Origin of the sequence: Erwinia sp. AnSW2-5, assembly GCF_045107195.1 — a bacterium.
In the GTDB taxonomy this organism is placed as follows: Bacteria; Pseudomonadota; Gammaproteobacteria; order Enterobacterales; family Enterobacteriaceae; genus Erwinia.
The window spans coordinates 78,331-92,168 of the sequence record NZ_JBJGXA010000034.1; the positions used below are offsets into that span (position 1 = coordinate 78,331).

Consider the following 13,838-nt stretch of genomic DNA (forward strand, 5'->3'; position numbering starts at 1 on the left):
AGTTTAGCTGCCTGAAAAGAGACGGACGTCCGGTATACCCCAGGCATGTTCGCTCTGCTGCCAGTGCGCAGGCAGACTGAGAGTCACGGGTATATAGTTAACTGATTATCCGTCCGGGCACGGAGGGAGAGAAAAGGGTCTGCCATGAAAAAAATTGATGCAATTATCAAACCGTTCAAACTGGATGACGTGCGTGAAGCGCTGGCGGAAGTCGGCATCACCGGGATGACCGTGACTGAAGTGAAAGGCTTTGGTCGTCAGAAGGGCCACACTGAGCTGTATCGTGGGGCAGAGTACATGGTCGATTTTCTGCCAAAAGTGAAAATCGAAATCGTGATTGCGGACGACATCGTGGATACCTGCGTTGATACCATCATGCGTACAGCGCAGACCGGTAAAATCGGCGATGGTAAAATCTTCGTGTTCGACGTTGCGCGTGTGGTACGTATTCGTACCGGCGAGGAAGACGAAGAAGCGATCTGATTGTCGTTTCCGGGTCCCCAACGGGCTGACCGCATTGTGCGGTCAGCCCGTTTGCATTTACAGGGCTTTATGCGGGCCAAACACTTCGTAGTGGATGTGCTCTTTCTTCACGCCCAGCTCAAGCAGCCGTTTTTCTTCCTCTGCCATAAATGCCAGCGGTCCGCAGAGATAATAGTGCATAGCGGGATCGCTGATGCGTGCTTCCAGCGGCAGCAGGTTCATCAGCCCAAGCTGGTGGTATTTCCCTTCATCCTGCGCCTGCGGATAGTTGTACCAGATATGCTGCCAGAAGTCCGGCAGCTGTGCGCCCAGCGTGGTCACTTCCTCAGCGAAAGCATGGCTGGCACCATTTTCAGTGGCGTGCAGCCATTGCACTGTCGCGGGATGTTTGTCCTTCGCCAACTGGCTCAGCATCGCCAGCATGGGCGTCAGGCCTACGCCACCAGATATCAGCGTTACCGGCGTCTCAGCCGTAATATCAAGGAAGAAATCCCCGGCAGGGGGCGCCAGATGGACGCGCTGGCCGGGCTGTTGCTGATGCAACCAGCTGGACATGACGCCGCCTTCTTCATGGCGCACGGCAATACGATAGTCGCGGCCATTGGGCGCGCGCGTCAGGGAATACTGGCGGATCTCCTGATTATCGAAAGCGGGGTCTTTCACCCATACCGCCAGATACTGCCCGACTTTATAGTCTGCGACCGGTTGGCCATCGACGGGCGTCAGGGTAAAGCTCTTGATCACTGAACTCTGCGGGACGATCTCGCTGATAACAAATTCGCGCTCACCGCCGCGCCAGCCGCCCACTTTCTCCTCTGTCGCTTCATAAATCTGCTCTTCACGCTGAACAAAAATCCCTGCCAGCACGCCGTAAGCTTTACCCCATGCTGCCAGCGCGTCTTCACCCGGATGCAGCAGTTCATCAATGCTCGCCAGCAGATGCTCACCCACGATCGGATAGTGGTCGGGACGGATAGCAAAACTGGTGTGCTTCTGGGCGATTTTCTCTACGGCCGGGCCTAATGCGGCCAGTTTATCCAGATTGCTGGCGTAGGCGCAGATGGCATTAAACAGCGCTTCCGGCTGATTACCCGTAATCTGATTACTCATATTGAAGATGTCTTTCAGCTCAGGATTGTGAGCAAACATCCGTTGATAGAAATGTGAGGTCAGACGAGGGCCGATTGCAGTAACGGCGGGGATAGTGGATTTAACGATGGCAATGGTTTGGCTGTCCAGCATGGTGTGCTCCTTAGCAGGGATTTAAACATGTATTTTAAATGCATGTTATGCGCAACGCGTCGTGCTGTAAATACACCTTTAGAGCCAGAGGGTATTGTCTCCGCACGTTATGTACGGTCTTGTTGAAAAAACAGCATCTGTCAGATGAGGAGAATTCCTTATCAGGCTCTTGAAATAAAACGTAACTAACCCTTGCCATATCTGAAGCCAATCGTTTGCGTAAAAAGGCGGTCGTGAAGCTATTCAACAGGTGCATAAACAGTTTAAACTGTTGCCCATCGTTCCCCGGTGGGGGGCATTCATTATTGCAAGTCAGTTGAGCCAGGAGATGCAGATGTTAAAACGTGAAATGAACATTGCCGATTACGATGCCGATTTATGGCAGGCGATGGAGCAGGAGAAAGTGCGTCAGGAAGAGCACATCGAGCTGATTGCTTCAGAAAACTACACCAGCCCACGTGTCATGCAGGCTCAGGGATCTCAGTTGACTAACAAGTACGCTGAAGGTTATCCGGGCAAACGCTATTACGGTGGTTGTGAGTATGTGGATATCGTTGAGCAACTGGCCATCGACCGTGCTAAAGCGCTGTTTGGTGCAGACTACGCCAACGTGCAGCCGCACTCAGGTTCTCAGGCTAACTTCGCTGTGTACACCGCGCTGCTGCAGCCGGGTGATACCATTCTGGGTATGAACCTGGCACACGGTGGTCACCTGACTCACGGTTCTCCGGTGAACCTGTCTGGTAAACTGTATAACGTTATCCCTTACGGCATCGACGAAACCGGTAAAATCGATTACAACGAAATGGCTGAGCTGGCGAAAAAACACCAACCGAAAATGATCGTGGGTGGTTTCTCTGCTTATTCTGGCGTGTGCGACTGGGCAAAAATGCGTGAAATCGCAGATGCTGTAGGCGCTTACCTGTTTGTTGATATGGCGCACGTTGCCGGTCTGATCGCGGCTGATGTTTACCCTAGCCCGGTGCCTCATGCGCACATCGTAACGTCAACCACGCACAAAACCCTGGCGGGTCCACGTGGCGGCCTGATCCTGGCGGCTGGCGGTGACGAAGATCTGTACAAAAAACTGAACTCTGCTGTCTTCCCTGGTGGCCAGGGCGGCCCGCTGATGCACGTTATCGCGGGTAAAGCTGTCGCGTTCAAAGAAGCGATGGAGCCTGAGTTCAAAACCTACCAGCAGCAGGTGGCTAAAAACGCTAAAGCGATGGTAGACGTGTTCCTGACACGCGGCTACAACGTGGTCTCTGGCGGTACACATAACCACCTGTTCCTGCTGGACCTGGTAGACAAAAATCTGACCGGTAAAGAAGCGGACGCAGCCCTGGGCCGTGCCAACATTACCGTGAACAAAAACAGCGTGCCAAACGATCCGAAGAGCCCGTTTGTGACTTCAGGTATTCGTATCGGCTCCCCGGCAGTGACCCGTCGCGGCTTCAAAGAAGCAGAAGTACGCGAACTGGCAGGCTGGATCAGCGATATTCTCGACAATATCAATGATGAAGGCGTCAGCGAGCGCGTGAAGAAACAGGTTCTGGAAATCTGTGCACGCTTCCCGGTCTACGCATAAATGAATAGCCCCCTGCCTTCTCTTCCCTGAGATCGCGAGAATAAAATAGCGGGACACGAAAGTGTCCCGCTATTTTTTTATCCAATGCAGCGGTGTACATTAGCCTCCACTTTGTCGGAGGGAAAATGACGATACGCTCCACGTACTGGCTTGGACTCAGCTACTTCACCTATTTCTTCGCCTATGGCGTCTATTTACCGTTCTGGGGCGTTTGGCTAAAAGACAGCGGCCTGCAACCGGAAAAAATTGGCCTGCTGCTGGGCTGCGGCATGATTGCCCGCTTTGCCGGTAGCCTGCTTATCGCCTCACGCGTCACCAACCCTTCACGACTGATTAGCGTCCTGCGCCTGCTGGCGTCGCTGACGCTGCTGTTTGCATTAGGCTTCTGGGCGGGTTCCCAGTGGGTGTGGCTGCTGCTGGTGATGGTCGGGTTCAATCTGTTCTTCTCGCCGCTGGTGCCGTTGAGCGATGCGCTGGCCTCCACCTGGCAGCGCCAGATCGCTCTGCCTTACGGTCCGGTGCGATTATGGGGTTCCCTGGCGTTTGTGATCAGCTCGGCGCTGACCGGTGTGCTGGTGACGCACTTTTCCTATCACGCCATCCTGATGCTGCTGTGTGTCGGATGCGGGGCGATGATCGCAGGTATGATGCTGCGCCCGGCGGTGATGCCACTGGGGACGGAAAAACAAACCGAGCATAGCGGTTGGGCGCAGTGGAAGCAGATGCTCGGTGAAACCGCCGTCTGGCGCTTCCTGCTGTGCGTGACGCTGATGCAGGGGGCGCATGCCGCCTATTACGGGTTCAGTGCTATTTACTGGCAGGAGGCAGGCTACTCGTCGAGCATTGTGGGCTATTTGTGGTCTCTTGGCGTGGTGGCTGAAATCGTGGTGTTTGCCGCCAGCAACAAACTGTTCCGCCGCTGGAGCGCGCGCGATCTGCTGTTGCTCTCCTGCGTGTGCGCTGTTTTACGCTGGAGCATGATGGCGTCGTCCACGGAGCTGGGCTGGCTGGTCGCCGCACAAATCCTGCACTGTGGCAGTTTTACCATTTGTCACCTGGCGGCGATGCGCTTTATCGCTGCGCGCGACGGCGGCGAGGTGATCCGCCTGCAGTCAGTCTACTCCGCGCTGGCGATGGGCGGCGGTATTGCTCTGATGACCATGGTGTGCGGTGTGTTGTTCCAGCATCTGCAAGGCGGCGTGTTCTGGGTGATGGCGCTGCTGGTGGTGCCTGTGCTGTTCCTGCGGCCAAAAGTGACCTGATCAGGACTCCAGCAGCAGGCGAATACTGCGCTGCTGGTGTTCGCCCAGCGGCAGTTCAGCATGGATCAGCGGTGGTGAATAGAGTGGCAGCGGTGTGGCATAAGGCGTGATCACCAACGCGATCCCTTTCGGGGCACTGTGGCGCTGAAAGTCGGCGACATCCTGGTACTTAATCGTCAGTGGCAGCAGCGTCAGTTCACGTAGCTGCTGCTCAACCTGCTGCTCCAGTTCGCTATCACGACCAATCAATAACAGGACCTGCTTCTCCTGCAGGGCACTTTCCTGTATCAGCCATGCGCCAAAAATAATCGCAATCAGCCCCATCTCTTCATCGGTGAACTGCACGCGGTATTGCTGCTCCAGAGCGGCGATAGCCTCACGCGTGGTACGCAGCAGACGTGGATACTGCTGGGCGATATCGTCAACCAGGCTGTGATCGATGCCGATGGAAAACAGAGTACGTTCCAGCGCCTGCGCCAGATGCGTATAAAGTTGCGCACTCAACCCCGCGTCATTACTGAATACCATGCCAGACAACGCCTGAAAACGCTGAATTAACAGTTCCACGGACTGGATAAGTTGGCGCTCATGACCGCTGAGGGGGGTGTGTATCTGCGGAATATGCAGCTGGCTGAAGAGCAGTGCGAGTAGCGCAACCTCATTAACGTCCACCTGATAGCCGCGTTTACTCCAGCAGCGGGCAATCGCCTGCGCCAGGGGGAACTCGGATTTCCCTTTGAGCCAGTGCATCTGCTGTGCGGTAAAGTCCGGCTGACAGTGCCAGGCGAGAGCATAGCGCAGCCAGACCTGTAACAATTGACTATCGCGGGCGCTGAACTCGCGGTCCAGATGAAGTGCGCAATACTGGATCAGCGCCGCCAGATTATGCTCATCGTGCAAGGCCTTATCCACTGGCAGTGTCTGAAGCTGCCGTTTGATGGCGGAGGAAAAGTCGTTGTGGATAAACCCCGGAGACAGCCGCAATGCCCGCCGTAAGTTATGCAGCAGGCACAGGCGCTGGTCTACATGCGTTCCACAAAGGTGCAACGCGCCCAGTTCATCCTGCTCAATGGCAAGATGGTGATAGCGCTGGATTTCCTCTGCCACCTCCGCTATATCTTGCCGGGTTACGGCGTGATCCACACCGTTAAGCTGGCAAACCGATTCCACCGTGACGATGGATTCAGGCAGGCAGAGCATTAAAAGCAGGTGGCAACGGCGCTGTGGGCTGGAGAGGACAGACATGTCAAGTGAGTGTGTACTCATCATCTGTGATCCCAGTAACGATTGATTATGCTAAGAATAGCCTGAGCCGCCAGCGCTGTGGTCATTCGAGCCGGTTTTATTCAGAGCTTTCAAGACAGGTCACAAAAATAATCGACAAAAACCGGAGTGGAGTTTAATTTGTTACATTATAACAGGTGTGCGATGGGGGCCGCAGGGCTGATAATCGTCTTTTCCCCGGTTGCCCTGGCGCATCCGCACAGCTTTATCGATATGCAGACCACACTGGTTCATCAGGGCGATCGGCTCACCGGGCTGAAAATGCGCTGGGTGATGGACGAAATCACCTCTGCCGATCTGCTATACGATGCCGGAACGGCAAAACCGGATTCAGTGGTGTGGAAAAAGCTGGCGGCAGAAGTGATGGCGAATGTGTTAGGTCAGCATTACTTCAGCGAATTCTGGCACCAGAAACAGCCGGTAAAATTCGATAATCTTCCGCCGGAATACCATCTTTCGCGGCAGGGACATCAGGCGGTACTGGAGTTTATTCTGCCGCTGGCGCATCCACAGGCCCTGAAAGGCCAGCGATATACATTTTCCACTTTTGATCCGACTTACTTTGTAGATATGTATTACGACTCTGAAAAAGCACTGACTGTCCCGGCAGAACTGGCATCACAATGCCATTTCGAGCTGCACACCCCAAAACCGGATGCCTCCATGCAGGCTTATGCACTGTCACTGGATAAAGCGGATGCGCCTGCGGAAGAGATGGATCTCGGTCGCCAGTTTGCCCAAACGGTGACGCTGATATGTCAGTAAATGACATCGGCCGTGTGCCGCGCAGAGGAGCGATGTGGCCGTTCGCGCTGCTGGTTGTCCTGATGCTGACGGCAGGGCTGTGGATCTGGCAGCACTGGCCGCAAATCCTGTTGCAGAGCATTTTGTGGCAGAAAGATCTGCACCAGCAGATGACCGGGCTGTTGCAACAGGTTGCCAGCGATCCTCATCAGGCCGGGCTGGCGCTAATGGGCTTCAGTCTGCTCTACGGCGTATTGCATGCTCTGGGTCCCGGGCATGGCAAAGTGGTGATCGCAACCTTTCTTGCCACCCATCCGACGAAAATGAAAACCAGCCTGCAACTGACGCTGGCTGCGGCCGTGGTTCAGGGTGCTGTGGCGATTGCGCTGGTGACGATAATGTTGGGTGTGTTGCAGCTCTCTTCCCGTCAGATGCATCTCAGCAGCTATTGGCTGGAGAAGGGGAGCTATTTACTGGTTAGCGGCCTGGGCCTCTGGCTATGCTGGCGAGCACTGAAAAAACTGTGGCTGCAATGGCGTCCGGCACCGGCCCGAATGACCATCACCCGTATTTTGCCCGCAGGGCATCAGCACAGTGAACACTGCGGCTGCGGGCATCAGCATGTGCCGGACAGCGCAATGTTGTCGCAGGCAACGGGATGGAAAACGAAGGTGGCGGTGGTACTGTCGATGGGATTACGTCCCTGTTCGGGGGCCATCATGATGTTGCTGTTTTCAAAGGTGATCGGGGTTTATCTTTGGGGTGTACTATCCGCGCTGGTGATGGCGATGGGCACGGCGCTAACCGTATCGGGCATGGCGCTGGTGGTACAGATCTCGCGCGGCCTGGCGCAGCGATTAACGCGTAATACAGGGCCTGCGGCCTGGCACGTTGTGGCCGTAAACTGTCTGGCGTTGACGGGCGGGGTGCTGCTGGTTGCTGCGGGAGCGATGCTGTGGCTGAGTGCGCAACCGGCGATGTCAGGCGGGATCCGGCCGATGTTTTTGCCGTGATGCTGCATAAAAAAAGGGGCTGACCCTTTTTCTGGTCAGCCCCTTTTTATTTCGAATGTGCGATTAACGCTTCAGCGCTTCGCTCAGTTCATCACGCATGTTTGCCAGCATCGCTTTCACGACGCGTGGGTTACCTGCAACGATGTTACCTGAATGCATATAGCCATGCGCGCCAACGAAGTCAGTCACCAGACCACCCGCTTCACGCACCAGCAGTTCACCTGCGGCGAAATCCCACGGCTTCAGGCCAATCTCGAAGTAACCGTCTACGCGACCCGCAGCCACATAGGCCAGATCCAGCGCAGCAGAACCGGTGCGACGGAAGTCAGCACACTGTGTGAACAGTTTGCCCACGATATTGATATACGGCGTTGCGTGCTGCTTCAGTTTGAACGGGAAACCGGTAGCCAAAATGGTGCCATCCAGATCGCGGGCGGTGCCGCCGCGCAGACGATAGCCGTTAAGCTGAGTGCCCTGGCCACGAACGGCGCTGAACAGTTCATTACGCATTGGATCGTAAACAACGGCAACTTCAGTACGGCCTTTAATGCGTACCGCAATAGAAATACAGAAGTGGGGAAGGCGTTTGATGTAGTTAGTGGTGCCATCCAGCGGATCGATAACCCATTGCACATCCTGGTCTTCGCCTGGCAGTTCACCGCACTCTTCAGAGATGATGGTGTGCTTTGGGTAAGACTTGCGGATCACTTCAATAATCTGGCGTTCCGCTTCACGGTCAACATTGGTGACAAAGTCATTGCTGCCTTTCTGGCTGGCTTCGACTGAGTCCGGGGTTTCATAGTGCTTGGCAATTACGTTTCCGGCCTTGCGCGCAGCGCGCACGGCAATGTTGAGCATTGGATGCATATTAAGTTTCGTCTCGCTGGATGTTAAAGAACGGTCTCGCCTTCATATCTGAAGCGGCAACGGCGTTGGCTGCGTTCACTCACCCGAATCACTGACTTCAGTAAGCTCACGGGATTCGTTCTCTTGCCGCCTTGTTGCCACTTCAGCTATTTTGGCCAGCTATCAATATCTGATATAAATCGGCGCGTAGTATAGCAGGGCAGAACGGCAAATGTCCTGGAAATATGTTAGCATCGTCAAATTAACTCCCGGACTCCAGAATCCTTATGCTGCAAAATATCCGAATTGTGCTGGTGGAAACCTCTCACACTGGCAACATGGGCTCTGTCGCTCGTGCGATGAAAACCATGGGCTTAACGAACCTTTATCTGGTCAACCCGCTGGTCAAACCCGACTCACAGGCGATTGCCCTGGCGGCCGGTGCCAGCGATGTGATTGGCGATGCGAAAATTGTCGACACTTTCGATGAAGCCATTGCCGGGTGTAGCCTGGTGGTGGGCACCAGTGCGCGTTCACGCTCTCTGCCGTGGCCGATGCTCGACCCACGCGAGTGCGGTTTAAAAAGCGTGGAAGAGGGCCAGCAGGCGCCAGTTGCACTGGTGTTTGGTCGCGAGCGCGTTGGCCTGACCAACGAAGAGTTGCAGAAGTGTCACTATCACGTCGCCATTGCCGCTAACCCGGACTACAGCTCGCTGAACCTGGCGATGGCTGTGCAGGTTATTACCTATGAAGTGCGTATGGCGTATCTGCAGTCGCTGGAAGCGGCGCAAGAGGAACCGGTTGAGTCACCGTATCCTCTGGTCGAGGATCTTGAGCGCTTCTATCAGCACATGGAAAAGATGATGACCCGCAGCGGTTTTATCCGCGAAGCCAGCCCGGGACAGGTTATGAGCAAAATGCGTCGTCTGTTTACCCGCGCGCGCCCGGAACGTGACGAACTGAATATCCTGCGTGGGATGCTCGCCTCGCTCGAGAAACCACGCGGTGAGTAACCGTACTGTTGAATAAAATAGCAGCATAATAGTTGAGTGTTTTACTTGGTTAAATACTTGAGTGTTTTAGTAGGTTAAATACTTGACCAATTTACTCGGGAATGTCAGACTTGCGTCCATATTTTGTTAACACCCATCCAGGGTTATAACCGAGGTTGTACACGCCATGAGACTGACATCCAAAGGCCGTTATGCTGTTACCGCGATGCTTGATGTTGCACTGCACTCTCACGAAGGCCCGGTGCCTTTAGCTGATATTTCAGAGCGTCAGGGCATCTCTCTTTCTTATCTTGAGCAGCTGTTTTCTCGTCTGCGTAAGAATGGTCTGGTGGCCAGCGTACGTGGTCCGGGTGGTGGTTATCTGCTGGGCAAAGGGTCTGATGCTATCGCCGTGGGCGCAGTGATTACTGCCGTTGACGAATCGATCGATGCCACTAAATGCCAGGGTAAAGAAGGCTGCCAGGGCGGCGAACGCTGCCTGACTCACGTGCTGTGGCGTGACCTGAGTGAGCGCATCAGCGACTTCCTCAATAACATTACACTGGCGGAACTGGTCAACAACCAGGAAATCCTGGAAGTGGCTGACCGTCAGAACAGCAATGAAATCCGTCGTGCGCCAAACGGTCGCATGCAGGAAACAATTAACGTCAATCTGCGCGCCTGATCGCAGTCCGGGCGGGGTGTGTTCTTCGCCCCCGGAAATGAATAAAAGGCCCATGCAGGCCTTTTATTCATTTCTGCTTCCAGCAAAGATTTCAGGGCGCAGAAGGGCGGCAATCAAGAAACCTCCCGGAGCTTAACGAGCAATGAAATTACCGATTTATCTGGATTATTCTGCTACCACACCCGCCGATCCTCGTGTGGCCGCAAAAATGATGCAGTATCTGACTCTGGACGGAACCTTCGGTAATCCGGCCTCGCGATCGCACCGTTTTGGCTGGCAGTCAGAAGAAGCGGTGGATGTTGCCCGCAACCAGATTGCAGAACTGGTGGGTGCTGACCCGCGTGAAATCGTCTTTACTTCCGGTGCAACAGAAGCCAATAACCTCGCCATCAAAGGCGCCGCCACTTTCCATCAGGAAAAGGGACGTCACATCATCACCTGTACCACGGAACATAAAGCGGTGCTCGATACCTGTGCTCAGTTAGAGCGTGAGGGGTTCAGCGTCACTTATCTGAATCCGCGCCCCGATGGCACGCTTGATCTGCAACAGCTAACCGCAGCGCTGCGTGATGACACGGTGTTAGTGTCCATTATGCACGTCAATAATGAGATCGGCGTGGTGCAGGATATTGCCACCATTGGCGAGCTGTGCCGTGAGCGTGGGGTTATCTTCCATGTTGATGCCACGCAGAGTGTCGGCAAATTACCTATCGATCTGAGTGTGCTGAAAGTCGATCTGATGTCTTTCTCTGCCCATAAAATCTACGGACCGAAAGGGATCGGTGCGCTCTATGTGAGCCGTGCGCCGCGTATTCGTCTGGAAGCCCAAATCCACGGTGGCGGTCATGAACGCGGTATGCGTTCCGGTACGCTGCCTGTGCATCAGATTGTGGGAATGGGAGAAGCCTATCGCATCGCCAAAGAAGAGATGGTCAGCGAGATGGCACGACTTGGTGCGCTGCGTAGCCGTCTGTGGGCGGGTATTGGCCACATCGAAGAGGTGTACCTGAACGGTTCACTGGCGCAAGGTGCGGCGAATATCCTCAACGTCAGCTTTAATTACGTTGATGGTGAGTCACTGATTATGGCGCTGAAGGATCTGGCGGTCTCGACCGGTTCAGCCTGTACCTCTGCCAGCATGGAGCCGTCTTACGTGCTGCGCGCCATTGGCCTCAGCGATGAACTGGCGCACAGTTCGATCCGTTTCTCTCTCGGGCGTTTTACCACCGAAGAAGAGATCGACTACACCATTCAGTTGGTGCAACAGTCCCTTAGCCGTCTGCGTGAACTTTCCCCTCAGTGGAAAGCGTTTAAAGCCAGCGGTGCCGTTCAGGCAGGCTGATCCTTCCCCTGCGTTAACAGTCACGGGCCAGATTCTGGCCCGTTCTGCGTAGTGCGCCGCATCCCGCGAAAACATCCCTGTCACATTTCTGTTAGTCTGGTTGTACAATCCTCCTGCGGAAAAATCGCAGTGGCCGGGCAAACCCGGTCTGAAAGATGAAATAATGAAAAGGAGCCATGCGATGACCACCTCTATGAATATTACCCTGTCAACGGCTGCGGCCGACCTGCGTTGGGGCGAAAAAGCGACCCTGAGCAGCAACGACAGTGGCCTGACTATCCATCTTACCGGCAGTGAACCACTGGTAACGATCCAGCGCGCCGCGCGCAAAATTGACAGCCAGGGTATCCGTCATGTCAGCCTGAGTGGTGATGGCTGGGATCTGGAGAACAGCTGGGCTTTCTGGCAGGGCTACCGTGGTCCGAAAGGCGAACGTGAAGTGCAGTGGGCAGCGCTGCCCGATGCCGAGCAGGCTGAGCTGAACAACCGCCTGAAAATTATCGACTGGGTGCGCAACACCATTAACCTGCCCGCTGAAGAGCTGGGGCCGGAACAGTTAGCGACCCGCGCCATTGACCTGCTGTGTGATGTGGCCTGTGATGCGGTCAGCTACCGCATTACCAAGGGCGATGACCTTAAAAAGCAAAACTATCTGGGGCTGCATACCGTCGGGCGCGGTTCATCGCGCAGCCCGGTCCTGTTGACGCTGGATTATAATCCCGGCGGCAACGATGATACCCCGGTATACGCCTGCCTGGTCGGCAAGGGCATCACCTTTGATACCGGTGGCTACAGCCTGAAACAAAGCGGCTTTATGGACTCCATGAAGTCAGATATGGGTGGTGCGGCAACGCTGACAGGCGCGCTGGCACTGGCGATCAGCCGTGGCCTGAACAAACGTGTGAAACTGATCCTGTGCTGCGCGGATAATATGGTCAGTGGCAATGCCTTCAAACTGGGTGACATTATTCGTTATCGTAACGGTAAAACCGTTGAGGTGATGAACACCGACGCCGAAGGCCGCCTGGTGCTGGCCGATGGCCTGATTGATGCCAGTGCGCTAAACCCTGAGCTGATTATTGATGCGGCGACCCTGACTGGCGCAGCAAAAACCGCGTTAGGTAATGATTATCATGCCTTGTTCAGCTTTGACGATGCGCTGGCGCAGTCGTTGCTGGAAAGTGCTGCCGGGGAGAATGAACCGTTCTGGCGTCTGCCGCTGGCGGAGTTCCACCGCAGCCACCTGCCGTCAAACTTCGCTGATCTGAACAACATTGCCAGCCCGTCGCATTCTGCCGGGGCCAGCACTGCTGCTGCGTTCTTGTCTCATTTCGTCAGTGAGTACAAGCAAGGCTGGTTGCACATTGACTGTTCTGCCACCTACCGTAAAGGGGCAGTGGATCAGTGGTCTGCGGGTGCTACCGGGCTGGGTGTGCGTGCCGTGGCGAACCTGCTGTTAAACAAAGCGTAAGATAACGGGCCGATCGCAACACGATCGGGCCTTTGTAGGGGCGGGCCTTAATTCCGGTCCGCCCGCAGTCCTGTCTGGAACACATTCATGAACGATCTTAACCCACGGCTGGAAGAGGTGCTGAAACTGGCCGCTGTAGAGCCCGCGCACCGCCCGGAGTTTTTTGCCCTGCTGATGGATGCCAGCGTGGTGGTCCCCGGCGAAAGCGCCCAGCCTGAGCAGGCGATTGATGCCAGCACACCGGTTGATTTACAGCACTGGGAAAAAGAAGACGGTACCAGCATTATTCCGTTCTTCACCTCAGCGGAAGCGCTGCAACAGGCCGTTAATGGCGAGCAGGCTTACCTGGTGATGCCAGTGCGCATATTGTTCGAAATGACCCTGGGCGAAGCGCTGTTTCTGAATCCGAAACTGCCTAACGGCAAAGAGTTTTCTCCGCGTGAAATCGCCCACCTGTTAGACGAGGGCAGCAGTGCGCTCAGTGAGCAGACGGTGCTGGAAGGCGGAACCTCGCTGTTGCTGTCGGAAATTGCCGAACCTCCGGCGCAGATGATCGATTCGCTGACCCAGCTGTTCGCCAAGTATAAAACCGTGCGTCGTGCCTATGTGGCGGAGATCAAAGAACATGCTGACCAGCCCGCTAATCTGCTGATTGGCATTGAAGGCGATGGCGATCTTGACGCGGTGATTCAGGCGGCAGGCAGTGTGGCTACGGATACGCTGCTGGACGACAGCCCGATTGATATTTGCCAGGTCGCGGAAGGAGAGAAAGGCATCAGCCACTTCTTTATTGCCCATATCACGCCATTCTATGAAAGGCGCTGGGGCAGTTTCCTGCGTGATTTTAAAGTTAAAAACATCGATTAACAAAACGGGCCGTCAGGCC

The 13,838-nt window shown here is 55.1% G+C and carries 13 protein-coding genes; 10 read left to right on the forward strand and 3 right to left on the reverse strand.

Annotated elements, in window-relative coordinates:
* Positions 1-144: 144 nt before the first annotated feature.
* Positions 145-483, forward strand: coding sequence for a nitrogen regulatory protein P-II (gene glnB, locus ACFL9S_RS20210; RefSeq protein WP_062744629.1), 339 nt, complete (start codon positions 145-147; stop codon positions 481-483).
* Between the two features lie 57 nt (positions 484-540).
* On the opposite strand, the gene hmpA is transcribed toward glnB, so the two are convergent.
* Entirely contained in the window at positions 541-1,725 is a 1,185-nt protein-coding gene (hmpA, locus tag ACFL9S_RS20215) for an NO-inducible flavohemoprotein (RefSeq protein ID WP_405263631.1), read from the reverse strand.
* 334 nt (positions 1,726-2,059) lie between these two features.
* On the opposite strand from hmpA, the gene glyA reads away from it, so the two are divergent.
* Positions 2,060-3,313 (forward strand): serine hydroxymethyltransferase, encoded by a 1,254-nt coding sequence (gene glyA / locus ACFL9S_RS20220; RefSeq protein ID WP_405263632.1) that lies wholly within the window; start codon positions 2,060-2,062, stop codon positions 3,311-3,313.
* Between the two features lie 125 nt (positions 3,314-3,438).
* A complete protein-coding gene (locus ACFL9S_RS20225; protein ID WP_405263633.1) occupies positions 3,439-4,575 on the forward strand; it encodes a 3-phenylpropionate MFS transporter in 1,137 nt (378 codons plus the stop codon).
* Here ACFL9S_RS20225 and csiE read toward each other — a convergent pair whose 3' ends face one another.
* A complete protein-coding gene (gene csiE, locus ACFL9S_RS20230; RefSeq protein WP_405263634.1) occupies positions 4,576-5,844 on the reverse strand; it encodes a stationary phase inducible protein CsiE in 1,269 nt (422 codons plus the stop codon).
* A 159-nt stretch (positions 5,845-6,003) separates the two neighbouring features.
* Between csiE and ACFL9S_RS20235 the strand changes: the two genes are divergently transcribed.
* Positions 6,004-6,624 carry a DUF1007 family protein gene (locus ACFL9S_RS20235; RefSeq protein ID WP_405263661.1) on the forward strand — a complete coding sequence of 207 codons (621 nt, stop codon included), beginning with the start codon at positions 6,004-6,006 and terminating at the stop codon, positions 6,622-6,624.
* Positions 6,615-7,616, forward strand: a complete 1,002-nt coding sequence (locus ACFL9S_RS20240; protein WP_405263635.1) for a nickel/cobalt transporter — start codon at positions 6,615-6,617, stop codon at positions 7,614-7,616. The genes ACFL9S_RS20235 and ACFL9S_RS20240 overlap by 10 nt, the downstream gene beginning before the upstream one ends.
* Positions 7,617-7,679: 63 nt before the next feature.
* Here the strand turns inward: ACFL9S_RS20240 and suhB are convergent, their stop codons facing one another.
* Positions 7,680-8,483, reverse strand: coding sequence for an inositol-1-monophosphatase (gene suhB / locus ACFL9S_RS20245; protein ID WP_405263637.1), 804 nt, complete (start codon positions 8,481-8,483; stop codon positions 7,680-7,682).
* A 266-nt stretch (positions 8,484-8,749) separates the two neighbouring features.
* On the opposite strand from suhB, the gene trmJ reads away from it, so the two are divergent.
* From trmJ to sseB, 5 genes are all read left to right on the forward strand, one after another.
* Positions 8,750-9,475 (forward strand): tRNA (cytosine(32)/uridine(32)-2'-O)-methyltransferase TrmJ, encoded by a 726-nt coding sequence (trmJ, locus tag ACFL9S_RS20250; RefSeq protein ID WP_405263638.1) that lies wholly within the window; start codon positions 8,750-8,752, stop codon positions 9,473-9,475.
* A 166-nt stretch (positions 9,476-9,641) separates the two neighbouring features.
* Positions 9,642-10,139: a Fe-S cluster assembly transcriptional regulator IscR gene (gene iscR, locus ACFL9S_RS20255; protein WP_405263639.1), complete on the forward strand. Its 498-nt coding sequence runs from the start codon at positions 9,642-9,644 to the stop codon at positions 10,137-10,139.
* A gap of 142 nt (positions 10,140-10,281) precedes the next feature.
* On the forward strand, positions 10,282-11,481 hold the full coding sequence (locus ACFL9S_RS20260; RefSeq protein WP_405263640.1) for an IscS subfamily cysteine desulfurase: 1,200 nt from the start codon (positions 10,282-10,284) through the stop codon (positions 11,479-11,481).
* Between the two features lie 181 nt (positions 11,482-11,662).
* Positions 11,663-12,952, forward strand: coding sequence for an aminopeptidase PepB (gene pepB / locus ACFL9S_RS20265; RefSeq protein ID WP_405263641.1), 1,290 nt, complete (start codon positions 11,663-11,665; stop codon positions 12,950-12,952).
* A gap of 87 nt (positions 12,953-13,039) precedes the next feature.
* Positions 13,040-13,819, forward strand: a complete 780-nt coding sequence (gene sseB / locus ACFL9S_RS20270) for an enhanced serine sensitivity protein SseB (protein WP_405263642.1) — start codon at positions 13,040-13,042, stop codon at positions 13,817-13,819.
* The last annotated feature ends 19 nt before the right edge of the window (positions 13,820-13,838 follow it).

Bases quoted from the DNA above. Each gene is read 5' to 3' on its own strand.
- ACFL9S_RS20260 (WP_405263640.1), top strand. From the start codon at position 10,282: ATGAAATTACCGATTTATCTGGATTATTCTGCTACCACACCCGCCGAT.
- ACFL9S_RS20240 (WP_405263635.1), top strand. From the start codon at position 6,615: ATGTCAGTAAATGACATCGGCCGTGTGCCGCGCAGAGGAGCGATGTGG.
- csiE (WP_405263634.1), bottom strand. From the start codon at position 5,844: ATGATGAGTACACACTCACTTGACATGTCTGTCCTCTCCAGCCCACAG.
- sseB (WP_405263642.1), top strand. From the start codon at position 13,040: ATGAACGATCTTAACCCACGGCTGGAAGAGGTGCTGAAACTGGCCGCT.
- suhB (WP_405263637.1), bottom strand. From the start codon at position 8,483: ATGCATCCAATGCTCAACATTGCCGTGCGCGCTGCGCGCAAGGCCGGA.
- hmpA (WP_405263631.1), bottom strand. From the start codon at position 1,725: ATGCTGGACAGCCAAACCATTGCCATCGTTAAATCCACTATCCCCGCC.
- iscR (WP_405263639.1), top strand. From the start codon at position 9,642: ATGAGACTGACATCCAAAGGCCGTTATGCTGTTACCGCGATGCTTGAT.
- glyA (WP_405263632.1), top strand. From the start codon at position 2,060: ATGTTAAAACGTGAAATGAACATTGCCGATTACGATGCCGATTTATGG.
- ACFL9S_RS20225 (WP_405263633.1), top strand. From the start codon at position 3,439: ATGACGATACGCTCCACGTACTGGCTTGGACTCAGCTACTTCACCTAT.
- pepB (WP_405263641.1), top strand. From the start codon at position 11,663: ATGACCACCTCTATGAATATTACCCTGTCAACGGCTGCGGCCGACCTG.
- trmJ (WP_405263638.1), top strand. From the start codon at position 8,750: ATGCTGCAAAATATCCGAATTGTGCTGGTGGAAACCTCTCACACTGGC.
- ACFL9S_RS20235 (WP_405263661.1), top strand. From the start codon at position 6,004: ATGGGGGCCGCAGGGCTGATAATCGTCTTTTCCCCGGTTGCCCTGGCG.
- glnB (WP_062744629.1), top strand. From the start codon at position 145: ATGAAAAAAATTGATGCAATTATCAAACCGTTCAAACTGGATGACGTG.